Source organism: Paenibacillus riograndensis SBR5 (assembly GCF_000981585.1).
Classification (GTDB): Bacteria; Bacillota; Bacilli; order Paenibacillales; family Paenibacillaceae; genus Paenibacillus_AQ; species Paenibacillus_AQ riograndensis.
In genome coordinates this window covers 1,353,961-1,378,149 of record NZ_LN831776.1, presented here as the reverse complement: position 1 = coordinate 1,378,149, position 24,189 = coordinate 1,353,961, and the positions used below count along the sequence as shown (strand labels likewise).

Here is a 24,189-nt window from a genome sequence, read left to right as displayed (position 1 = left end):
TTGAACCGCCTTTCGCGGTTGAAATCCGGTGACTGATTATGTTTCCGAAGCGAGCTTTCCTACGGAAAGCTTTCAGGCGGTCGCATTCGCTCTTCCAGTTCCAAACTTCCCCTCCGCACTTCTACCCTCTTATGAATTTTTTAAGTTCATCTTATACAGATGGATACGGTCCTCTCCGTCATACAAATGACATGCGGTCAAATGTCCGGCTCCGGTTTCCAGCAGCGGAGGTCTTGTACTGCGGCAGACATCCATCACCCGGGGGCAGCGGGTATTAAAAGCACAGCCTACCGGCGCATTCGCCGGACTCGGCACTTCCCCCTGCAGAATGACCCGCTCCTTGCGGATATCCGGATCTGGTTCAGGAACCGCTGACAGCAGCGCTTGAGTATAAGGATGCTGCGGCTGGTCATACAGCTTGTTCTTACCGGTAATCTCCACAATCCGCCCAAGGTACATCACGGCAACACGGTCGCAGATATGCTTCACTACACTAAGGTCATGAGCTATGAATATGTAAGTTAGTCCGAATTCTTTTTGTAAATCCTGCATCAGATTAATGACCTGGGACTGGATAGACACATCAAGGGCAGACACAGGCTCATCAGCGATAATCAGCTTCGGCTGGAGCGCCAGCGCTCTGGCAATCCCGATCCGCTGGCGCTGGCCGCCGGAGAATTGATGCGGGTACCGCTGAAGATGCGCCTTGGCCAGACCGACTACATCGGCCAGCCGTTCAACAGCCGCCCGCCGCTCCTTCGCATTGCCTGCGCCATGCACAATCATCGGCTCTTCCAGGATACGCTGCACGGTATTCCGCGGGTCGAGGGAAGAGAACGGGTCCTGGAAAACAATCTGCATCTCCCGCCGTTGCCTGCGCATGTCCTCCATAGACAGCTTCGTGATATCCCGGCCTTCAAACCAGACTTCCCCCGCCGTAGGCTCGATCAGACGAAGCAATGAACGGCCGGTCGTTGATTTGCCGCAGCCGCTCTCCCCAACAAGCCCAAAGGTTTCACCCTTCCTGACAGAAAAGGATATGTCATCAACCGCTTTGATATAAGCTTGAGTTTTGTTGAAAAAACCCTTGTTGACCGGATAATATTTTTTGAGGTTCCTGACCTCCAGCAGGTTATCATTCATACCGCATCCTCCTGTTGACTATCATGCAGCCAGCATCTGCAGCTATGGTTATCCTCCTGCAGCTTCAGCTGCGGAAGGGATTGCCGGCAGATCTCCATCACATGGGAGCAGCGCGGTGCGAACCGGCAGCCCTGCAATTGTGTGCTCAGGATCGGCACACTGCCGGGAATAGAATACAGCCGCTCCCTGGTTTCACCCATTCTCGGCACCGACTGGATCAGCCCCCGGGTGTAAGGATGCAGCGGATTCTTGAAAATATCGCGCACACTGCCCTCCTCCACCACCTTGCCCGCATACATTACGGCAACCCGCTGGCACATTTCCGCCACCACCCCAAGATCATGGGTGATCAGCATAACGGCAGTTCCCTGCTCCTCGTTCAGTTTGCGGATCAGGTCAAGAATCTGCGCCTGGATCGTAACATCGAGCGCCGTTGTCGGCTCATCGGCAATGAGCAGCTCGGGGCTGCAGGAGACCGACATCGCAATCATCACCCGCTGCCGCATGCCTCCCGACAATTGATGCGGATATTCATCGATGATGGCCTCCGGCCGGGGAATGCCGACCTTGCGGAGCATGTCCACCGCATGGGTGCGGGCATCCTTCTTGGACAGGCTACGGTGCAGCCGGACGGTTTCTATGATTTGCTGGCCGACAGTAAACAGCGGATTCAGGGAAGTCATCGGCTCCTGAAAAATCATCGACACGGCATCGCCGCGGATGTTGCGCATTTCTTTTTCTTTCAGCGGTACGATATCCTGGCCTTTCAGCAAAATACGCCCGCTCACGATCTTGCCCGGCGGATTAGGAACGAGCTTCAGAATGGATAGCGAAGTGACGCTTTTGCCGCAGCCCGATTCGCCCACCACACCCAGAACTTCTCCCGGATTGATGTATAAATCCACTCCGTCCACTGCCGGCACTTCGCCGTGTTCAGTAAAAAAATGGGTGTGCAATTCTTCAACTTTCAGAATAGGCTGGACCACAATGAACCCTCTCTTCTATTAGAAATTGAACAAAGGTCAAATGAAAGAATAGTGAACTGCCTCATAAGAAGAAATAAAGAATAACTAACACCTTACATAAAGCGATAGAAAAAGGGGATAAGTCTACATTATTGTTATTTAATGTATAACACTACTATATAAATCCTGGATAGACAAGATGTTTTTGTACACAAAACTAACACCAGTGTTTATATAGGAATAATTCAGTCCGCAATAAAAGAAAAAACTGTGCTATTTATATAGCGACAGCCATTTCTCCAGCTGATGTCTCAGCATCTCCCGGTAATATAGCGGCTCCATAATTTCAGCCTCTTCTTCAAAATTCAGAATCCAGCGGACAAAGCCGATGTCCTGTTCTATGGCTACTTTAAAATGCAGACACCTGGTCTGGAGGTCTACCTTGCTGGGTTTCACGAACATATCCTCGTATTTGATCCGGTCTATTATCTGCTCCGAAAACCTGATCTTGAACTCTACCTGCAGACTATCCCGGTCGAGCGACCACTTCTGCTCCATAAAGGCCTGCAAATCAAATTGCTCTTTGGAAAACCAAAGATTCGTCGGCTTCACATTCGAGAACCCATGAAGATGAAAAGTCCGGATAATCCCGAAACGATGACAAAACCCGATTAGATGATAACGATTCTCTAAGGGAACAAGGCAGTATGGATCAATCTGGATGCCTCTTTCAGCATAGGCATTCTCGCTGTAGTCGGCCAGAATGCTGTTTTGCTTCATAATGGCGGTCAATACCTCGGTCAAAAAGAGCGGCGGGTCATCCTGGTACCCGCTTCTTTCCATCCATAGCTGTCCAGCTTCTCTTTTGGCAGTTTCCATCGTTTCTTCCCTTTCCGCCTTCTGCTTGTAGGCTGCGGCCATTACTTTCTCATAGGCGCTCTCAAAGCTGGGAGGCAGTATGTTTTTGATGTCATCCATAATGCCCCGCAGCTGTGAAAATGCGGCCGATTCTTCTTCCGACCAATCCAGAGGATATAATGCAAAATTACCGATAAAGGCGTATCCTTTCCCATGGCCCAAATGGATGATAGGGATGTGCATGGCGCTGAGCGCATCCATATCCCGGTATATCGTTCTCTCGCTGTTGCCGCAGCGTTCCGCCAGTTCGCGGGCCAAAATTCCCGGTTTGGCTTGCACTAGCGTAATAATGCGCATTAGCCGGATTAATCGGTCTGTCATATTCAGTTCCCCTTGAGTTTATGGTAAAATAGACCCATTATTTTAAATAAATTAGTTATATATATCTATAACCATTGATGTAATAACCCAAATTAATAAAGATAATAGAACTATTTTACTACATTACCACACTTATAAATCGGTTAATTGTTACCTAATCCCTGCAAAAGATTATGAATGAATATGCTTATGTATGTACTGGCAGGGTCGCGTCCAATTCCCGCAGCCCCCCCTATCTTGTTGCTGTCCTCCGCCAGACTTGACTCTCAGCGTCAAGCTGTTTATACACTGTTTCAGCTTCTTTCACAAGCTCCATATCTCCGGATCTGGCGGCCAGCAGCAGCAAATCGTCTGCCTGCCGCCGAAGATGCTCGAACTCCGTCTGGATGTTGCCTTTGGTGCGCTGCACCGCTACTTCTTCCAGCAGTTTTTCTGTCTTCAAGAGTTCCAGGTGTTTCTCTACATGGAAGCAGCACCGCTCTGACAGGACATCTGTATGATGTGTATATTCCAGGCTGAGCTTTTTGAGAGGCAGCTCCCGGATCCGTTCTACCGGAGGCTGTTTATACTGCCATTGCAGCCAGAGGGCTTCGTGAATGCCTGCCGGTTTGGCTGCCATCGTGAATTCCAAAGCGATGAATTTCCGCGCTTTGGAATATAGTTTGCCAAGCTTAAGCAGGATAGAACGCCCCTCCCCGGCTTCTGCGTTGCAGCCATGACATCTGTTGAAGGTTACATGTGCTTCCAGCCAGACTCTAAGTTCAATCTCGCGGGCCACCACCTTCCGGGTCCGCTTGCGGGATTCCTCAGGACTAGAGATTCCCTTCCACTCGATAAGCAGAATTACATTCTGCGCACCGGCTGCAAAAATCCGTTCCTGGCTCCACGTAAATGTGGGCTGAAAACTTGCTTGCATATTTCCACCTCTTTCTTTTTCTGGGTCTTCTATTAATGTACCAATATTGGCGGACAACTCCTTGTCATGGAATATATGTTCGGTCCTATAATATCGACAAAAAAAGAGGCACTCTCCTTTAAAAGGGGAACGCCTCTTTGCGAATGAACATTCTTTTGTCGAAACATGGCGATAAATACTCATTTTAGTAACTTGCAGTACTGCGTCTGCCCCGCTCTCCCTTGAAGAAAAATCCCAGCGCCCATTTTGCACACAACAGCGAGAATACCAAAAACAAAAGCGCCCAGACAATCGCAGGCAGCGGAGTAAGCCGTGCCAGATTCGCAGCGTCTCCTGCACGTCCCGGGGTAACCGCTGCAGCCGAGACCAGAAACAGCGAACTCATGACAGATTCCTCAAGGGTGAGGAAGGCGAGAAATAAATAATAATATTTGCCGGCCTTTGGCCAGACGAACAGCATGACGGCATTCAGCAGGATGAACCCGCCCAGCCACAGCATTCCGAAACCGCCCCGTACATACAGGACAAGCATCACCAACGCCACACCCGATGCCAGCAGCAGCCCCCATCTATACCGTCCCCTGTTATACAAATAAAACAGCAGAAGTGAGAATAATGACGCCAGCGTATAACCCGCCAGTGAAACCAGAACCGCCTTCCCGCCCGCTTCTATAGCCGAGTAGGTTACTCCGCTGTGATCTGCATACAATTCAATGCGCAGCACACTTCCCGAGAGCAGCAGCGTGATCAGCGCATGGCCGAATTCATGAAACATGGTATCCAGATTGCGGAACAGGGAGGAAAATGGAATCAGCCGGGTCAGTAAAGCGGAACCTGCAAGAAACAGCAGGGTTTTGAGCCATTTATTCATAGCGTGCAGCCCCTTTCCGTACAAAGTATACGTGAATTCAGCCGGGAACGGTAGCCAAAAAAGAAACCTTAATGGCCTGAATCCGGTATTACCTGTAGATATGGTTATCCCCCTGGGCCGCAGGGTAAAAACTTGTAAACTCTTCTATAAAAATTGAACTTGAAAATATTACTTTTAGGGAGAAGTGACGGAAGAGAAGTTTGGAACTGGAGGAGCGGTAGCGTCCGCCTTTGTCTGCGGATTTCCACCGCGAACAGCGGTATAAATTGAAGAAATCTGCAGATGGGCAGCGGCCGGAAGTCCAAACATTCTCTGGAGTCACGACCAATCCCAAGATAGAAAAATCACAAGTTAAGTTTATATAGGGACAAAATATCGCCCAAACCGTCAAATCACGCCATACTACGGCACCAGATGCCAAGCCAAGCCAGTTCTGCTATGTTAAAATAAATAGGAAGGCCAGTCTATACCAGGTGGTGATTTAGAAATGAAGCCCAAAGTAAAACACACTTATGCAAAGCTGTTATGTTCAGTAATGCTGCTCCTGGGATTGTCAGTCATATTTCCCGCTTCTGCGGCAAAGGCTAATTATTTCAGTGATTTATATAATGGATTGCAGAATTTCTCGGAGCTTCCCGGTGAGGTCAACCAGTTGCAGGAGAGCTACAGGCAGACTACGGAGGAGCTGCAGCAGACCAAGGAACAGCTTGGGCAAACCCTGCAGCAGATGGCGGATTATCAGGCCCAGAACGCGGCCCTGCAGGAGCAGAACCGCCAGCTCAGCCAAGTGGTGGATGAACTGAAAAATGACCGTACAGCGAGGGAGAACTACTATAACCGGATTAAAATCACCGTCATTACCGGACTTGCACTGATACTCGGTTACTTCGTGCTGATCCGGCTGCTGCGGCTGGGCATGCGCCACCGGTCCAGAAAAAGCGACCGCCTGCGTTAATGTGTACATGAGGGAGTGTAAACTATGAACATCGATGTCCAGGATGAAGGTGACAGCGGCAGCGGACAAGCCGTGGCCTTCACTGTTGACGAAAACGAAGAAATTCATGTGCTGCATCCGCAGCAAATTATCGCCTATCAGGGCCCTTCTTCAGGCCGCGCGGACAGGCTGATGGATGTCAAGGGAATGTACCGCAAACGCAAGCTGATCCGCTCGGATATGACCGGCCCTTGCCGCTTCGTCGCCGCCCTGCCTCCCGGATACAGGGTCAAAACCTTCCAGCTGGACGGGAAAAGCGACCTGCTCTATGACTTCAGGCATCTGTTCTTCTACAGCAAAGGAATTACTATGCAGACCAGGGTCCTGAGCATGAAGAACATGCTTGTTACACGCGATGTGATCAAGGTTAAGTTCTCGGGGCCGGGCAGCATCGGCATTCTGACCGAGGGAACCGTATGTGAAGCCGAGCTGCACCCCTTTGATCCGCTGTATGTGGACGCTGGCAGTATCATTGCATACCCCGAAAACGCCAAGCTGGAGCTGACCGTCTACGGCAATCACTTAGCCAGCCAGCATATGAGCTATCACTGGAAAATGACCGGCCACGGGCCGGTAATGTTTCAAGCCGGACGCCAGAGCCGCCGCTTTGAACGCGACAATAATGAGGACGGCATTATCAAGCGTTTTCTGCGTGAAGCCCTGCCCTTTGGCGGGGTCTTCATCAAGTAACCCGATATCGGTTATCAATTGTAAAAGAGCGCCGCGCGAACTCTTCGCGCGGCGCTCTTTGTTGATGCTGCAGCTTGGATTTAAGCCAAAAATGCGTTCAGCATCCAGGCGGATTTCTCCACGCTGGTTCTTATGCCAATCAGCAGGTCGGCAGTAGGCTGGTCGCCCAGTTCTTCCGCAGCCGAGATCGTGCTCTTCAATTCCCCGCTCACAACAGCAAAGTCCTTAACCAGCTGGGCTACCATTTCCTGTGCGGTTTCTCCTCCAGTCGCTTCTTTAAGATCGGAGAGAGCCAGATATTGTGTCATCGTTGAAGCCGGTTGGCCTCCGATGGCCAGAAGGCGTTCAGCCAGATCATCCACATATGTGGCAGCTTCTGTATACAGCTCTTCAAATTTAGCGTGGAGCGTGAAGAATTGCGGCCCGCTCACATACCAGTGGTAATGATGCAGCTTCACTCCCAGCAGCGTCCAATTTGCGGTCTGACGGTTTAAGGCGGTGTGCAGTTCAGTATGACTCTTGATTTGTGTACTCATTCGAATAACCTCCTATGGCTTATTTATTTGTTATTTGTATTTAGACTCATTCTAAATCTATATACAATTTAACATATCGCTTAGAGTTTTGCAAGCTATCCTGAAATAACGGTGTCCGATCCATAGGACATGGAACTGCTGCAAATTCTAGCACACTCCCCTTTCTGCACCTATTATTTCCATCACATTTAGCCAAATGCTGCCGAATTGACATAAATTACTCCATTGCGGCAGATAAGATTACATTATCGGCAGATTGGATTCTGCCACCTTTCCTTTACCGCTGCGGAAGAAGGCCCGCATCTCGTCACGCTTTGATTTTGGACTGAGCACATATACCGTGTCTCCCGGTTCGATGACTGTGCTCCCATGCGGGGTTACAATACTTTTATTACGGATGATGGCGGTGAAGAGAATATCCTCGGGAAGCCCTATCTGCGCGATTTGCATCCCGGCTATAGGCATATGCCTGTCAATGGCAATATGATTGAATTCAGAATCCGTTTTGCCGAGTGCCACCAGCTCCATAAGCGAAGGCTGGGCATCGTCTTTTCCGACAAGCCTTAACCGGGAGGCCAGCGGAGAAATGGTTGTCCCCTGAATGACCGCCGAGGTCAATACCACAAAAAATACAACATTAAAGAATAAACGCCCTTGCGGAAGTCCCGCCAACAGCGGGTAAGTCGCGAGTACAATCGGTACCGCGCCGCGCAGGCCCGCCCAGGAGATCAATGTTTTCTCCCGGGTGGAGAATCTGGCAAACAGCAGGCTCAGGAACACTCCCACCGGCCTTGCAATCAGCATAAGAATAACGGACAGCAGAAGGCCCTCCCAGGCAATGTCCGCCAATTCATTCGGAAACACAAGCAGCCCCAGCAGTGTGAACATGGCAATCTGCATCATCCATGCGAAGCCGTGGTTAAAATTCATGATCGTCCGGTGATACATCAGCTCGGAATTTCCCAAAGTCAGGCCGATGACATATACCGCCAGCAGGCCGCTGCTATGGACCATGGCTGCAAGCCCATAGGTCAGCACGGCGAACCCAATCGCCATGACCGGATAGAGCCCGGTAGAATCGAGATTAATCCGGTTGATCAGGTAGACGGCAAGCTTACCGACCGCTATTCCCATCACCAGCCCTATCCCCATCTCCCATACAAAAGACAGCAGGAGGCTCCAGATGGCGGTATCGGGATGCTGAATCCATTCAATCAGCGATACGGTCAGAAACACTGCCATCGGGTCGTTGCTGCCTGACTCCGCCTCAAGCGTAGACGTCAGACGCTTGTCAATATTTTTGCCGCCGAGGACAGAGAATACCGCCGCCGCATCAGTGGAGCCCACAATGGCTCCGAACAACAGACTTTCCGCCCATGGGACATCCAGCACAAACCTTGCGAAAACTCCTACAATCGCTGTTGTCAGCAGCACGCCCACCGTCGCCAAAGAAAGTGCAGGGGCCATGATCGGCCGAATGTCCTTGATGCTGGTCTGCATGCCGCCCTCAAACAAAATGACAATCAGCGCAAAAATACCGGCAACCTGCGTCAGCGAGGCATTGTTAAAATACACAAAGCGGCTAAGCACCATTCCCGCGGCGATGAACAGCACCAATGCGGGCATGCCAAAGCGCGTGGAGAATTTGGTAGAGAGCACACCGGCCAGCAGCAGCGCTGCCAGCAATAAAATAATATTGTCCGCAAGATGAGTCATATCTGAGGTACCGCCTTTCCTGTAAGTCACGCCCTTCACACCAGGCTGGTCTGATATGTACGTTATTACCCCATACCCGCTAGTCCCAAAGCAACGCTTGCCCTTATTTCAGCTTTCCCAATTCACAGTAAAAAACCCCAGTGGTCTGTAAATCCACGGAGGTCATTCGGATGAGCTTATTCTCTTGAATAGACTTGCATTTCTTGAATGGACCAGTAATTCCCTCCCGAGCCGGTCTGCAAAATCCGCAGGTATCTTGTTTTGACTGCAGGGAATACGATTTTGGTCATTTCCAGCTTTCCTTTACCGGAAGCGATCTTGTTCCAGCTTCTTGCATCATCCGAAATATATAGCTCATATCCCCGGGGATAATCATAAGAAGATAAGGTATAGTCCAAATCTATCGCTTCGACTGAGTGCACACCCCCCAGATCAATCTGGATATATTCCCCGGACGCCTGGTGTTTGCCGGTATCCCAGCGTGTCCGCCTGTCTCCGTCAATGGCATTTGCCGGATTTGAAGCCTGAGTGTTCACATTGGATGATACCTTCCACTCCGAACGGTCTAGGGGAACCAGTCCGGTAGCTGTGATCTGCGTTTTCTCCGATACTACACTTGAGCCTGCTGTACGAACTGCATATGTGTACAATGTGCCCTCCTGCAGCTTGCCGTCCGTATATTCCGTTTGCTTGATGCCGGTGGCAATTACCTTCAAATCACTACCGGAGCCGTCGGCCCGGAGCACTTCATAGCTTGCTCCGGGGGCCTCCAGCCAATTCAGTTTAACAGAGGGTCCTTTGACTGCTGCTGCCTTCAGACCTTGGGGTGCAACATCCGCTACCTCGGAGGAGGGCTCCAGAATATACTGTACAGCCTCACCGGGGGCGAGTGTTTCGTTGAATTCAAGCGTTGGTGCAGCACTTTTTCCCGAGACATAGCTGCGGGCTTCTTCATATGTGTCCCCGTTGCCGAAGCGTTCACCCTCATACACTGTTTTCTTGGGCATCTTCACTTTTACAGTGACGGTTTGCGGTGTTTCCTCGAAGTTGACGAAGTTTACCAATACCTTGTTCGAGGTGGCTCCGGTTCCGGCCAAAGGCTCCAGTGTGGAGGTATCGACTGCACGGACATACACCAGCTTGTCGGCCAGAGCATCCTTATTGGTAATTTCGTAGCTTAACGGAGCTCCGTGCGTGGCATAAGCCAGATCCAGCCGTCTCATGATGCTGACACGCGAATCCTCGCCTTTTTTGGTATAATAAATCTCCGTTTTTACCGGATCATGGTCTTCCAGATTAAAGCCATACTTGAACAGACTGAAGTTTTTGAAAAAAGCGGCATGCTGGACAAACATATCCGCATAGCCGATATGCGCACGCATAATCCGGTCGAACACCGCGGCCGTCCGTTCGGAGGCCCCGTATTGGTAAGCATCCACATGAGAATCGGAGGTTCCGAATTCGGTCGTCAGCATTTTTTTGCCAAGCCCGTCCGCGGCTCCGCCGAAGGTTTTCAGATTCTCGGTAAAGCTGCCTCCGTTGCTGAAAATATAAGAGTCGCCGTAGGAATGCCCATTGGTCAGGTCGGTCACTTCCTCCAGCTCGTCCCGCTGCTTCGGATCACGTTCCCAGCCGTCCGGGTCGCCGCACTGGCGCACCGTGCCCTTCTGATTGCCGCAGGAATCATCGCTGTAATCCGGCCAATAGGCCCAGCCTGGAGCCACGGTCTGCAGATGGGGGGCGATTGTCTTGCCTTTCTTGTTCAGCCAGTCGGCAATTGCCAGATTAACCGCCTTGGAGCGGTTAAACAGCCCCGGCTCATTGTCCACTTCATAATATTGGAAGTACGGGCTGTACTTCTCGAAATAATCCGTCAGCTTCTTCTCTGCTGTTTCCGGCAGTGAGCCGTCTTCATTAAGTTTGATATCACCAGTGTACAGATACAAGGCTACAGCCTGCATATTGTAATCCTTCAGCACCTTGTAGTATTCTTCCATGTTCGAACAGGAGCGTCCGACATCGCTGGCACAGCTGGTACGCATAATATTGCCGCTGTACGCTACACCAAGCCACTTCATGATATAGGGCAAATGCGTAACCGCACCTTCGTCAAAATAAAACTGCTTATTGTTGACCATAGTCCCGGTCAGGGTATAGCTGCCGTGAATCGGCTCCTTGATCGGCGTCTTGAGTGCCTCCAGACTAAGATTATCCCAGGTCCACCAGTTGTATTTATCCTCCATATCTGAGGAATACATTCCGCGTGTTGTCCGGAGCTTCAGTTCATTAATACCGGCAACCAGCTGTTCTTTGGGAATATACAGCTCATAGGTTTTACGGAAATTGTATTTGCTGTCCGTTCCGGCGATACCGGCGATCTGTATAATTCCCGATAGCTGACGGTTGGAAAAGACGCTCATCTGCGGAACGGATTTGTAAGCATCAAGGATGCTTACGCGAAATAAGACCCCGTTCTCCGGGATCTCATCCAATTTATACTTAATCCGCAGTTCAGGGTTGGTATCGCCCCTGAGCCCGGAAGGAATGGATTGGAGTGCTGAAGCTTTCAAAGCCGGAGAAGCAATATTAATCACCTCGTCTCCATCAGAGGCGCCGGTTTCTGCAAATTCCGCATCGGACCCATCATGCCGTCCGAGCTGCCAGAGGGTCGTGCCCTCCGGCAGCTCGGGTCCCGCATCATTGGCGGCGGACAGTTCAGACATATCTACCTCCACTTTGCCTTTATTGGTCCCGTCCTCTCCGAAGACAGAGATGGATAACAGAAACAAGATGGCAAGTGCTGCGAATTTTAGTAAAAGATGAAGGGGTTTGCGTGTTTTTTTCTTAGTCCTAGCTCTCATTCCCATGTCCTCGCTTTCTTCCGGGGTGTGTGCCCAGGCTCTGTAAGCCTGATTTTGCTTCATTCATTAAGGAAGGGTAAGGGCGTTCTGGGGGATGAGCCCAGGCTTCTGGCTCGGACTCTTCCACATCAAGCGGATGCTTGCATCTCCGCGGTTCTCGTAATATTCTACTTTCAGGTTATACGAGGTTCCTGCTGTGAGCTTAATGCTCCCCACGCGGCTGACACCGCTTTGCTTCTTCCAGCTGTCGATAATCAGCTTGTCGCCGATCCATACACGGACGCCATCATCTGAGGAAGCGGTGAACGTATATTCCTCACTGTAGACCGCCTTCATTTTCCCGGTCCAGCGCACGGAAAAGGAATCCTTGTTCACGCCTGCCGCCGGAGAATCTCCATGCCAGTTAAAGTCAATCTTCTTGTCATTGCGGGTGAGCACAGGGTCTCCTGAGAGTTCGGCATTGTTGAAATACTGTCCTTTCAAGCCATTCTTCGGAATGATGCCTGATCCATTGTTCGTTTTGGCATTAAGCGCCTGAACGTAATCCTGTCTGGATACCGTATGCTGATTGGTCATAAAACTCCGGATTTTCTGGAGGTTGTTATTTTCGGTCAGCATTTTCCCCCATGTCATCGTATATACCCATTTACTTTGGGTTTGAGACAATATAGCAGGGTCTGGCAGTTCTCCGCTCTCTCCTATGCCAATAGGCTTTCCATTAGCCAATTCAAGCAGGCCTTCATAATAAGACTGCTTGTAATCATTATTGTAGATATCCGCTGCCAGTACATCCACCTTAGCCGCCCCAGGATAATAGGCACTGTAAGGCTCTGCCCACTTATTCGGAGCATTCGGATTCCATACCCACAGCAAATTGTTCAATTTATGCTGGTTCACCAGCCGGTCGTACGTAATATCCCAAAGTCTGGAGAAGTTATCCTTCTGCCCCCACCAGAACCAGTTTCCGTTCATCTCGTGATACGGACGCCACAGCACAGGAACTCCTGCATCCCGCAGCTCCCCCAAATAGACGGCAATCTCGTCAAGTGAAGCAAGCAGGCTTTTGTATTGCGGCGTACCCGGTGTAACATAGGCATCGAACTTCTCCTGGCTCAGGCTCATATGCACGTTGGCCCACTCCGGGGTGGTTCCGGGCAGGTTCTGATGAAACGTCATCGCCACGATGCCTCCACCCTCATGCCATTTAATCGCGCTGGCCACAACAGCCTGGCGCTGCCGGGCAATAGTTCCTTTCGACTGGTTGTTAATCGCTCCAAGCTCATAGCCGTGCAGCACCGCGTAATCCCCTGCGGCATTCTTCAGCTTGTTGTTGAATTCGTCCGGGCTCTCCAGATAGTCATGCTGGCCGGAGATTATGCCCTTTCCCCCGAGATCAACCAGATAGTCCAGCAGATCGGCGGCTTCCTGAGAAGCCGATGGATTCACCGGTGTGACCGCCTCCGGGGGAATGACCACATTCCGTTCAACAGAGAGACTGCGCGCCTCACTCCAGGGCAGCAAGGAAAGAATAAACATAATAGGCAGGATCGTAATAAAAAGCCGGTACTTGCGGTAAGTGTTCAATGTAATCTCCTCTCTCCAGCCGTAGGTGGCTTCCATCCGCTCATGGGTGAACTTAAAGTTTGACCAGTATGCAGCGTAGAAGGACTATAGCTTAGTAGCCCTGCCGATAAGCAGGGCTATTGGACTTTTAGGATTAATATTGTAACGTCTTAACCAGTATCGGCGTTCGGGATGAATTCAGCAGTATTTCTTTAGGAAGCGGAAGGAAGGAAAAGGGCGCTGGCAGGAACCGTCTCTTTGACTTGGCTTGGACTTTCCCACATCAGCCGCGCTCTTGCATCCCCTTGGTTCTCGTAATACTCCACTTTGATATCATATAATTGCCCGGCTTGCAGGCTTATGCTTCCTGTGCGTTCGGTCCCGCTTTGCTTCATCCAGCTGTCAATCACAAGAGTGCCATTGACCCAAACGCGGACACCATCATCTGATGTTGTATAGATCTGATAGGTTTCGCTATACAGCGGTTTGATCTTGCCGCTCCACCGTACCGAGAAGAAATCGGTGGGGATTGCAGCATCCGGCGAACCCAGCCGCCAGTTGAAATCGAGCACAGCATCGGTGCGTACAACTGCCGGAGCACCAGACAGCTGCATGTTGCTGAAATATTCCGCCTGCAGTCCGTTATCAGCAGGCGCTGCTGCTGGCGCTGGAGCCGACGCCGGTTCCGGCGTCGGTGCCAGTGTAGGTTCCGGCGTTGGCGCCGGGGTTGGCGCCGGGGTTGCTACCGGCGTTGGCGCCGGGGTTGCTACCGGCGTTGCTGCCGGGGTCGCCACCGGCGTTGGCGCTGGGGTTGCTACCGGCGTTGCTGCCGGGGTCGCCACCGGCGTTGGCGCCTGAGTTGCTACCGGCGTGGGCGCCTGAGTTGCTGCCGGGGTTGCTACCGGGGTTGCTACCGGCGTAGGCTCAACGGCCAGTGAAGTTTTGCTTGAGCCGGCTGCTGAAGGATTAACGTACAGCGCGCTAGCCGGAACGGTAGCTTTGGTCTGGCTTGGGCTTTGCCACATCAGGCGAATGTTGGCATCACCTGCATTTTCGTAATACTCGACTTTGATATCGTAGAGCTGGCCTGCCTTCAAGGTGATATTTCCGGTACGTTCGGTTCCGCTCTGCTTAGTCCAGCTGTTGATTACGGCTGTACCGTCAATCCAGACACGGATACCATCGTCTGAAGTCGTGGAAATCGTGTAAGTCTCGCTGTATGACGGTTTGATCAGTCCGGTCCAGCGGATCGAGAACGAATCCACTCCAAGCGAGCTAACCGGTGCAGCCTGCCGCCAGTTAAAATTGACTACTGCATCATTGCGTACAAGTACAGGAGTTCCTGAGAGCGTCATATTCTTGAAATATTCTCCCTGCAGACCGTTTACAGTAGGGATAATTACCATACCATCATCCGGAGATTGTTCCGGTGCGGCAGTCGGTTTTACCGGCTGCGCAGCCGTTGGAACCGGGGATAGTGTAGCCGTTGGCGCCGGTGTTGGCGTGGCCGTCGGCACTGGTGTCGGTGTGGCCGTCGGCACTGGTGTCGGTGTAGCCGTCGGCACCGGTGTTGGCGTAGCCGTCGGTACTGGTGTCGGCGTAGCCGTCGGAGTAGCTGGAGCCGCAGGTGTCTCCACCAGCCCGGCTTTGTATTGATCCAGTGTGACGGTGTAACTGTCATTCATAAAGTTTTTGATCGTAGTGGTGCTGTTGTTCTCATAGAGCATTTTTCCCCAGTTCATCATATAGACCCATTGTCTCTGGGAGAGCTGCAGCTTGGCGGTGCTTGGCATTTCGCCATTTTCACCAATGGCAATGGGTTTGCCGTCCGCGAGGCTCAGCAGGCTGTCATGATATTTGTTCATATAATCATTGTTATATATATCTGCTGCGAGAACGTCTACCTTGTCTGCTCCCGGATAGGTCAGTTCATAAGGATCAGACGAGGCATTTGGAGCATTGGGGTTCCACACCCACAGCAGGTTGTTTAATTGATGAACGTTTACGAAACGGTCATACATAATATTCCAAAGTTCCGCAAAATTATTTTTCTTCCCCCACCAGAACCAGTTGCCGTTCATTTCATGGTAGGGTCTCCATAGGACTGGAACACCAGCGTCCCGCAAGCTCTTAAGCGAAACGGCCACTTTGTCCAGATCGGCGATCAGGCTTTTGTATTGAGCCGTTCCCGGTGTTACATACTTGTTGAATTCCGCTTGGCTAAGCGTCCTCTGCACATTCGCCCATTGGTACGAAGTGCCGGGCAGCTGCTCATGGAAGGTCATCGCGACGATGCCGCCATTTTTGTACCAGCTGATCGCACTGTTCACCACATTTCTGCGCTGTGCTGCTCCAGTGCTTTCCGACTGGCCGCTGATTAAGCCAAGCTCGTAGCCGTGAAGGGCTGCGTACTTTCCGCTCGTCCACTTCAGCCTGTTGCTGAATTCATCCGGGCTCTCCAGATAGTCATGCTGGCCGGTAATAATACCTTTTCCTGAAATAGCGTTTAGATCGTCAAGCAGCTTGACGGCAGCAGGTGATGCATTGGGATTAACCGGGGCTGAAGAACTCGGGGCAGCAGCTGCCGCCGAAGGCGCACCCCCCAGACCAAACGGCACTGCAGTCAGAAACAGGGCAATAGTTAACATGACGGACACCAGACGCGACTTACGGTAAGTTGTCAAAATTCATCTTCCTTTCGGTAGCCAGGCTGCCACTCTTTCGGAGGCCCTATAGCTTTGCGTCCCTATCTTTCGATTAGGTTTGCCTTTGTCGTAGTGGAAGGATTTATCCCTCTTACCGTAAGTATCGTCTCTATTAAATTTTTAGTTTAGAGCATTAATGAACTTTTCTTAATAAATGGTTCTTAATACCTGTTTTGGAATTGTAACAATTGGGTAAATAGATTATTTAGCCCTAGCTTGAAACCTGAAATCGACATGACCCGGGAAGGTTTCGCCGGATTCGACAGCGCCTTCGGCGCATTATTTTACGAAATAAATTGCTGCAGAGCGATGTCTTCCCACTCCAGTGTAATGCGGATATTGTCTTCTTCCACCAGCTCCGAGCCGGTCTGCACTTCAATGAACTCCACATCTGTCAGCGCCAGAATGGCATGTTTTGTCCCTTCCGGTATGCGGACTACATCCCCTGCCTTCACATTATGCATCTTCTCATTCAGCACAATGCTTGCCTCGCCGCTGACAATTGTCCAGATTTCACTGCGTTTGTGATGCAGCTGGTAGCTGATATTTTTGCCTTCGGAGATAAAAATCCGCTTGGTCAGCACTTCATTGCCCTCATCGTACTTCACATAATCAATGACTTTATAGTGGCCCCAGCGGCGCTCCTCGTACATCGGTCTTTGTTCAAAAGACTTCAGCACTTCCTTGATGCGCGGGCTTTCGGTTTTGTGGGTCACGAGAATGCCGTCCGGGCTGGCTGCGATAATCAGGTCCTTTGCTCCGATTACTGTGACCGGAATGTCCAGTTCATTGATCAGGCAGGTCCCTTCGGAATCGGCGGTCACGAAGCCTTTGCCCACGTGGTTGCTGCTCATTTCCTCGGTGAGGGTATTCCATGTGCCAAGATCCTTCCAGAACCCGGCGTACGGCTGAACGACGATATTCTCCTCTTTTTCCACCACTTCGTAGTCAAAGCTGATGGACGACAGCAGTTTATACTGCTTCTGCAGTTCCTCATAGTTCAAAGGCAGACCTTTGCGCTGCAGAATATCCAGCAGATAGCCCAGGCGGAAAGCGAATACTCCGCAGTTCCACAGTGCCCCCCGGCTGATCAGCTCCTCAGCCTGTGCGCGGTCCGGCTTCTCCTGGAAATGGCTCACCTGCATATAGCCGCTTGCCGCTGCCTCATCACTGGTAGGAATAATATAGCCGTATTTCTCGGAGGCAAGCTCAGGGACTACACCCATCAGCGCCAGATTCGCGCCGCTTTCCTGTATCGTGGCCTCAAGCTGGACGACGGTTTCAAAAAATGAAGCCTCCACATACGGATCGACGGGCAGAATAGCCACGGTCTCTCTTGGGGACACCCCTGCGATTGAATACAGGTAAGCTGCAGTCAGAGCAATGGCCGGGAAGGTATCGCGGCGCTCCGGCTCCACAATGATTGGCACCTCTGCGCCGAGCTGGCTCTGAATCATTTCGACCTGGCTGCGGCCGGTAGCCAAATACGAGGAATCCGCCATGCCTGTCTCCTGAAGTTGTCTCCATACCCGCTGCACCATGGATTCCGGTTCGCCCGCCGGGCTTTGCAGCACCTTCAGAAATTGCTTGGAACGGGAATCGTTGGACAACGGCCAGAGCCGTTTACCAGAACCGCCAGATAGAAGTACCAGTTTCATAAGTGAACCCTCCTATTTATGTGTTGTCGCGTAAATATCGGATTGTTATTGTGAGCTTCGGCTGGGTGGCTAACGCAAAAGATAGAATGCTTCTCGTAGCGCTGTGGCTGCGCAAAAATTCTTACGGATTGAGCTGTTACGGGAGTCTCTGCAAGGAATGTTTGGACTTCCGGCCGCTGTTGTCTGCAGATTTCTTGATTTAAACCGCTGTTCGCGGTGGAAATCCGCAGACAAAGGCGGACGCATTCGCTCCTCCAGTTCCAAAATTCCTCTCCGTTCCTCCCTAAACAGCTTCCCCGGCAGCATTTCCACTGGAAAACGAGCCAGTGGAATTAGTTCGCCCAAGCTACTTCACCCGGCAGGCGAAGCTCCCTGCTAAAGATCCGGCATGGCCGCTTGTTTGGCGGCAGATACAGCTTACACCGCGCCGGCTACGCTGGGGGAGTAGCCGCTGAGGCCCCCCATCTGCGGGCGTCCCACAGAATGGTATTCAAAGCCGGTTCCCTCGATCTGCTCTTTGGAGAAGACGTTGCGTCCGTCGATCAGCACCTGGCGGCGCATGCTCTCCGCAAGCTTGTGCAGATCAATGTCTTTGAACACGCTCCAGTCGGTCAGCAGGCAGACCGCATCGCTGCCTTCCGCCGCTTCTTCCGGCAGGCCGCACCAGCGCAGCTGCGGATGATCGTATTGCTGTCTGAAGTTCTCGGCAGCAATCGGATCATACAGCTTCACTGTAGCGCCTTCGGCCACCAGGCTCTCCACAATTTCGCGGGCCGGGGCTTCGCGGACATCGTCGGTGTTCGGCTTAAAGGCCAATCCCCAGATGCCGATGACTGCACCGCGCAGGTTGCCAAGGGACTCATGCAGCTTCGAGATGATCATGAAGCGCTGGTCTTTGTTCACCTCAACCACCGATTTCAGCAGCTTGAACTCGTAGTCCACATTGCCTGCAATTTGAATTAGCGCATTAGTGTCTTTCGGGAAACAGGAGCCGCCATAACCGATACCGGCCTGCAGGAAGGTTGAGCCGATCCGCCGGTCCATCCCCATACCTTCTGCTACCTCGGTTACATCAGCTCCCACTTTTTCACAAATGTTGGCAATTTCGTTAATGAAGGAGATCTTCGTCGCCAGAAAAGCATTCGATGCATATTTAATCATTTCCGCACTGCGGATATCGGTTACGAACACATTTTCCGTGAAGCCCTGGTGAAGCTGGCGCATCGCAGGCTCAAGCTCCGGGTTATCCAGTCCGATAACAATCCGGTCCGGATGGAGGGTATCCTGAATCGCCGAGCCTTCACGCAGGAATTCAGGAGCGGAGACGATATCGAAGGGATGATTGGTGTGGGAGGCGATAATTTTGCGGATTTTTTCATTGGTGCCCACCGGAACGGTTGACTTGGTCATAATGATTTTGTAGCCTTCCATCGCCTGGGCGATTTCCGTAGCCGCCCCTTCAATATATCTCAGGTCTGCTTCACCGCCCGGAAGAGAAGGCGTCCCTACCGCGAGAATGACGATATCAGACCGGCGTACCGATTCATGAAGATCGGAGGAGAAGGATAACCTGCCCTCACGCAAATTCATTTCAATGAGTGCCTCAATACCCGGCTCATAGATGGGGGATTCCATCTGGCTGAGCTTTTTGATCTTTTCCTCATCCTTATCCACGCAAATTACATGATTTCCATTCAGTGTAAAACATACGCCAGAGACAAGACCGACATAGCCGGTACCGATTACTGCCAGTTTCATACAATCATCCTCCTTTTAGAAAATTGACGTAGGCCTGTTCCACATATTGCTTGAACTGAACCATAAACGCCTGTTCATCGAATTTACGCGCATGGTTCATGATCTGCCCAATGTCCCACGCATAGGACTCCACTTCGTAAATGGCCTTAAGTAAATCATCAACTTCCTGACGCTGGAAGAACACGCCGTTGACATAAGGAACGATGGTATCCAGCGCCCCTCCGGCCTGATAGGCAATAACCGGTCTTCCTGCAGCATTGGCCTCAAGCGGTGTGATGCCAAAATCCTCTTCACCGGGAAAAATAAACGCCCGGCACTTCGACATCAGCCCCGTCACCTCGGCATCCTCCAGCCGGCCCAGAAACGATACATTATCTTTGGCCATGCCCTCCAGACGTTTGCGGTCCGGACCGTCGCCGACGATAAACAGCTTCAGCCCGTTGCGGTTGAAGGCTTCCACCGCCAGATCAATCCTTTTGTAAGAGACCAGCCGGGACACGATCAGATAGTAATCGCCTATGGAAGACGAACTGCTGAAGCGTGCGGTGTTGATCGGCGGAAAAATCACATCGGCATCCCGGTGATAGTAATTCTGAATCCGGGTCTTGACCACGGACGAGTTGGCAACGAATTGGTTAACATTTTTGGAGGTGCGCTGGTCCCAGTGCTTGAGCCGCTGCATGTAGACCTTAAGCAGTCTTTTGAACAATCCGGAATTCGATTGCCGCTCCATGTAGGTGTCATAATCCCAGGCGAACCGCATCGGAGTATGACAGTAGCACAGATGAAATGTAGACTCGGGCACCTGTATGCTTTTCATGAAAGCACTGCTGGAACTCAGGACGATATCATACCCGCGAAAGTCCAAATCACGGATGGCCATGGGATAAAGCGGCAGCACCCCTTTAAAGTTGGTCTTCACTCCCGGGATTTTTTGCAGCCAGGAGGCCCGGATATCCGCATCTTTGAGGTTGTCGGTCAACCGGCTTCCGTTAAATACCGTCGTGAAGATCGGAGCATCCGGATACATGTGGTGGAATACCTCCACTACTCTTTCCGCCCCGCCCATTTGGATTAAGTAATCGTGCGCTATCGCAATTTTCATGTGAATCATCCTCAAAGTTTTATGGAGCAGCAACATCAAGTAGTGAACGTATGGACATATTGGTTCCTGACTGGGCTTGAAGCTCTTGACTTACCTGCGATCAGGTTGCCGCGAGCAGCCCTTTATAGTAATCAACGATATCCTTGACCGTATTTTCGATGACAAAATGCTCTTTCACCCGTTTCATTCCACTGTCCGCCATCCGTTTCCGGTCTTCCGGATGGTTCAGCATCCAGGTGATAGAGTCTGCAAGTACAACCGGGTCTCCCGGCTGGATCAGCAGCCCCGTTACCCCGGGAACCACAATCTCTACCGGTCCGCCTTCATTGGAGGCAATCACCGGCAGTCCAGCCGCCATGCCTTCGACAATCACCTGGCCGAACGGTTCAGGCGTTATCGAGGTATGAATCAGCAAATCAGCTTTGCTCATCAGGCCTTGTATATCATCCACATGACCCAGCAGGCTGACATTGGTCAGCTCATCCTGCTGAATTTTCTGAATTAATTCGTTTTTGTACGCCTCTTCTCCGAACAGGGCATCCCCGGCCAGCCAGAACTTCACACGGCTGTCGTTCTTAAAAGCCTTGGCGGCCTCCAGCACAATATGCTGGCCTTTCCACTGCGCCAGCCGGCCTACCAGCAGGACGTTGAAGTCTTTTTGCTGCTCCCGTTTGCCGATTCCTTCACCAATCGCTTTGGCAAAAGCGGAGTACACGACCAGCGTTTTCTTGGTGCGGGGCAGCTCCAGCGCATTCAGCGTGGAATGCGAATTCGCAATGACGCCATTCGGCAGCAGGCGTGACAGCAGCCGGATCGCCTTGGCGACAACCGGCTTAAGGTAAGGGGCGCCGATATGATCCCGGATATGCCAGATTAGCGGCACTCCTGCTTTTTTGGCGGCAACGGCTCCGTAGAATGCTGATTTCAGGGAATTGGTATGCACACAATCCACTTTCTCCTGCTTGAGAATAGGAGCCAGCCTGCGGCCGTAAGCCAGCAGTCCCAGCGCAGCGGCTGGAGCACCCAGGTTGACGGTATTCCGTCCGCGGTTGCGGATGCTCTCATCCAGCGGAATGACACGGACATCGATGCCCTTCTCCCGGAGGCGTTCGGCCAATGCGCCTTCCTCAGCGAGGATCACAAGCGGCTCGATCTGATTGCTGATGTTGGTAAGAATGTTGAACAAGGCTACCTCTCCGCCGCTCCATTTGGCGGTGTGATCGATATAAGCAACTTTTAGCATCCTGCCGCCACACCCTTTCCCAAAGTTTCAAGGAATACGGATTCCACTTGGTCGCCTACATGCTGCCAGGTGTATTTCTCCAGCACATGATTTCTGCATTCATCCCGGCCCGGCAGCAGCTTGCGGTTGCCCAGCATGTGGATCATGCCTTCCGCCATGTCGTCGCTGGTTGAGCCTTTGAACAGCAGTTCCGGCCGGAAGCCCTGCAGAATTTCCTTGTTGCCGCCCACTGGCGTTGCCATCACCGGAAGTCCGGAGGAGAGCGCCTCAACCGTAATCAATCCGAAGCCCTCCAGCGCCTGGGAGGGGACCACGAACATGTCCGCTGCCTGATAGTAGGACGCCAGTTCATGATCGGGAATGTAGCCCAGCAGCCTTACTTTGTTGGCGAGTCCATAATCGGAGATTTTTTCTTCCAGCTCGCCGCGCAGCGGCCCTTTGCCCCCGATCAGCAGAATTGCATTCGGGAACCGCTCGGACACCTGCTTCCAGGCTTCCAGCAGCTGCAGCAGCCCCATCCGGTTCATCAGACGCCGCACCGTCAGCACCGTAGTCGCTCCCTCGGGAAGATTCAGCGTCCGCCGGGTCGCCAGCCGGTTGGCGGCGGGTACGAACCGTTCCACATTCGCCGCCCCCGGAATGACTATGATCTTGTGCAGCGGCACCCCGTGCAGACTGTGCAGCATATCGCGGAAATATTCGCTGAGCACGATGAATTTATCCGCAAGCTTGTAGGCTTTATGTTCAATGGATTTGGCAATGGTTGTTTTGACCCGGTGCTTGATGCCCTGGCCTTCGATCTTCATCTCTTCATTCCATGGGCCATGGAAGGTCATCACCACCGGAATTCCGCGTTTCTTGGCTTCAATCGCCGGGCCGATTCCGTATGGCGCAAAGTGGGAATAGAGAATATCGATCCGGCCGCTGCCATTCCCCATGAGGTCCGCCGCCTTGCGCTGGAATGCATCCTTACGCTTCCAGATCGACTGCTTCGGATCACCGGCGTTATGGATAATCAGCTCTTTGGGCGTGGATGGCGTTTCCTGACTGCAGATCAGCGCATGCACTTTGTTGCGCGAAGAAAGCTGCTCACACACGGATTTGAAATACGTATTGAGTCCGCCTGGCTGTAAAGAGGGCCAGCTAAGGCCGGTCGTCATAATGTTCAACCCGTCACTGTACGGCATAGCTTCTCTCCCCTTTTTTCTCTTTTTCCGCCTGGCCCATTGAATTGTGCCGGGCCAGCCTGCCGGAGCTGTTCAGTTCGTAATGCTTGAAGCCGACCATGAATTCATACATCACCCAGAAAATGGATACCGCAAAACCTGAGATGCCTTTCTTGAACAAGCCATGCAGGAAATACTTCTGTAAGAAACGGGCCGGCGGGCGAAGCAGCAAATGGCTGATCTTAAAAGGCTTGCCGCTGGCATAGGCAGTCTGCGCTTCCAGATCGGTATATTTATTGAAGCGGGCGACATGGTCATTGATGCTGCGGAATCCCTGATGCCAGAGTATCCCGTTCAATTTGACCGTTTTTTCCTCCGATACCTCAGGCATTTCGTGCACCAGACTGTTGCGGATGCCGTATTCCTTGCGGTTATAGAGGCGAACCAGGTATTCCCCTTTATCCAGCCATCTGCCCAGGAAATCACCGATCCGGTACAGTGAAAAGGCTACCGCCCTGTCTGTAAGACCGGGCTTGCGGTCCAGAATGTCCTGCGCCAGCTCCTCACTCACCACCTCGTCGGTATCAATCAGGAAGACCCAATCATGGACGGCGCGTTCCACTCCGAATTCCCTTTGCTTCGCATATCCCGGCCAGGGGTTGACGAACACCCGGCAGTCCAAACTTTCGGCAAGTTGCACCGTCCCGTCTTTGCTCCCCCCGTCGATTACAACCACCTCATCGGCGAACAACCGGCAGGACTGAATTGCTTTGGATATTCGAACTTCGTCATCCTGAGCAATGATGACGGCCGATATCGGGTAACTTCCCGGGCCGCCAAGCACGCTTTTCATTGAATCCATGAAGGTATCCTCCTTTGCTTGGGTAGGTCCGGTGCGTGTCGTTGCTCCGAGAAATGTTTGGGCTTTCGATCGCTGTTGTCTTCTGATTTCCTTGATTGAACCGCTGGCTGCGGTTGAAATCAGAAGACAAAGGCGAACGCTAACGCTTCTACAGCTCCAAACTTTCTCTCCGCTCCTCCAGACACCGTCCCTTAGTTA

At 51.9% G+C, this 24,189-nt stretch carries 18 protein-coding genes and 1 riboswitch; of the genes, 2 read left to right on the top strand and 16 right to left on the bottom strand.

Annotated elements, in window-relative coordinates; translation table 11 throughout:
- Nucleotides 1-129: 129 nt before the first annotated feature.
- The 5 genes from PRIO_RS05945 to PRIO_RS05925 all read right to left on the bottom strand — a co-directional run bounded on the left by PRIO_RS05945 (nt 130) and on the right by PRIO_RS05925 (nt 5,134).
- Nucleotides 130-1,143, bottom strand: coding sequence for an ABC transporter ATP-binding protein (locus tag PRIO_RS05945; RefSeq protein ID WP_020426676.1), 1,014 nt, complete (start codon nt 1,141-1,143; stop codon nt 130-132).
- Entirely contained in the window at nt 1,140-2,129 is a 990-nt protein-coding gene (locus PRIO_RS05940) for an ABC transporter ATP-binding protein (protein ID WP_020426677.1), read from the bottom strand. Before PRIO_RS05940 ends, PRIO_RS05945 begins: the two co-directional genes overlap by 4 nt.
- 252 nt (nt 2,130-2,381) lie before the next feature.
- Entirely contained in the window at nt 2,382-3,347 is a 966-nt protein-coding gene (locus PRIO_RS05935) for a helix-turn-helix transcriptional regulator (protein ID WP_046501425.1), read from the bottom strand.
- A 232-nt stretch (nt 3,348-3,579) separates the two neighbouring features.
- Complete coding sequence (locus PRIO_RS05930) at nt 3,580-4,263, bottom strand: hypothetical protein (protein WP_020426679.1); 684 nt, start codon at nt 4,261-4,263, stop codon at nt 3,580-3,582.
- Nucleotides 4,264-4,447: 184 nt separating this feature from the next.
- Entirely contained in the window at nt 4,448-5,134 is a 687-nt protein-coding gene (locus tag PRIO_RS05925; RefSeq protein ID WP_020426680.1) for a M50 family metallopeptidase, read from the bottom strand.
- A 487-nt stretch (nt 5,135-5,621) separates the two neighbouring features.
- On the opposite strand from PRIO_RS05925, the gene PRIO_RS05920 reads away from it, so the two are divergent.
- Together PRIO_RS05920 and PRIO_RS05915 are read left to right on the top strand one after the other, a co-directional pair.
- Nucleotides 5,622-6,089 carry a hypothetical protein gene (locus PRIO_RS05920; RefSeq protein ID WP_020426681.1) on the top strand — a complete coding sequence of 156 codons (468 nt, stop codon included), beginning with the start codon at nt 5,622-5,624 and terminating at the stop codon, nt 6,087-6,089.
- A gap of 24 nt (nt 6,090-6,113) precedes the next feature.
- The gene (locus PRIO_RS05915; RefSeq protein WP_020426682.1) at nt 6,114-6,818 is read left to right on the top strand and encodes an AIM24 family protein; all 705 of its coding nucleotides are present in this window, start codon (nt 6,114-6,116) and stop codon (nt 6,816-6,818) included.
- 80 nt (nt 6,819-6,898) lie between these two features.
- Here the strand turns inward: PRIO_RS05915 and PRIO_RS05910 are convergent, their stop codons facing one another.
- The 11 genes from PRIO_RS05910 to PRIO_RS05860 all read right to left on the bottom strand — a co-directional run bounded on the left by PRIO_RS05910 (nt 6,899) and on the right by PRIO_RS05860 (nt 23,991).
- On the bottom strand, nt 6,899-7,354 hold the full coding sequence (locus PRIO_RS05910) for a Dps family protein (RefSeq protein ID WP_020426683.1): 456 nt from the start codon (nt 7,352-7,354) through the stop codon (nt 6,899-6,901).
- 240 nt (nt 7,355-7,594) lie between these two features.
- Nucleotides 7,595-9,070, bottom strand: a complete 1,476-nt coding sequence (locus tag PRIO_RS05905) for a potassium/proton antiporter (RefSeq protein ID WP_020426684.1) — start codon at nt 9,068-9,070, stop codon at nt 7,595-7,597.
- 176 nt (nt 9,071-9,246) lie between these two features.
- A complete protein-coding gene (locus tag PRIO_RS05900; RefSeq protein WP_039786150.1) occupies nt 9,247-11,793 on the bottom strand; it encodes a discoidin domain-containing protein in 2,547 nt (848 codons plus the stop codon).
- A gap of 204 nt (nt 11,794-11,997) precedes the next feature.
- The gene (locus PRIO_RS05895; RefSeq protein WP_046501417.1) at nt 11,998-13,551 is read right to left on the bottom strand and encodes a glycosyl hydrolase; all 1,554 of its coding nucleotides are present in this window, start codon (nt 13,549-13,551) and stop codon (nt 11,998-12,000) included.
- Between the two features lie 155 nt (nt 13,552-13,706).
- On the bottom strand, nt 13,707-16,178 hold the full coding sequence (locus tag PRIO_RS05890; RefSeq protein WP_063850474.1) for a PA14 domain-containing protein: 2,472 nt from the start codon (nt 16,176-16,178) through the stop codon (nt 13,707-13,709).
- A 13-nt stretch (nt 16,179-16,191) separates the two neighbouring features.
- Nucleotides 16,192-16,272: riboswitch (cyclic di-GMP riboswitch) on the bottom strand.
- Nucleotides 16,273-16,483: 211 nt separating this feature from the next.
- Nucleotides 16,484-17,857 (bottom strand): sugar phosphate nucleotidyltransferase, encoded by a 1,374-nt coding sequence (locus PRIO_RS05885; protein WP_020426688.1) that lies wholly within the window; start codon nt 17,855-17,857, stop codon nt 16,484-16,486.
- Between the two features lie 417 nt (nt 17,858-18,274).
- The gene (locus tag PRIO_RS05880) at nt 18,275-19,615 is read right to left on the bottom strand and encodes a UDP-glucose dehydrogenase family protein (RefSeq protein WP_020426689.1); all 1,341 of its coding nucleotides are present in this window, start codon (nt 19,613-19,615) and stop codon (nt 18,275-18,277) included.
- A gap of 4 nt (nt 19,616-19,619) precedes the next feature.
- Nucleotides 19,620-20,720, bottom strand: a complete 1,101-nt coding sequence (locus PRIO_RS05875; protein ID WP_020426690.1) for a glycosyltransferase — start codon at nt 20,718-20,720, stop codon at nt 19,620-19,622.
- A 100-nt stretch (nt 20,721-20,820) separates the two neighbouring features.
- Entirely contained in the window at nt 20,821-21,963 is a 1,143-nt protein-coding gene (locus tag PRIO_RS05870; protein WP_020426691.1) for a glycosyltransferase family 4 protein, read from the bottom strand.
- Nucleotides 21,957-23,150: a glycosyltransferase family 4 protein gene (locus PRIO_RS05865; RefSeq protein WP_020426692.1), complete on the bottom strand. Its 1,194-nt coding sequence runs from the start codon at nt 23,148-23,150 to the stop codon at nt 21,957-21,959. The genes PRIO_RS05870 and PRIO_RS05865 overlap by 7 nt, the downstream gene beginning before the upstream one ends.
- On the bottom strand, nt 23,137-23,991 hold the full coding sequence (locus PRIO_RS05860; RefSeq protein WP_020426693.1) for a glycosyltransferase family 2 protein: 855 nt from the start codon (nt 23,989-23,991) through the stop codon (nt 23,137-23,139). The genes PRIO_RS05865 and PRIO_RS05860 overlap by 14 nt, the downstream gene beginning before the upstream one ends.
- Nucleotides 23,992-24,189: the final 198 nt, after the last annotated feature.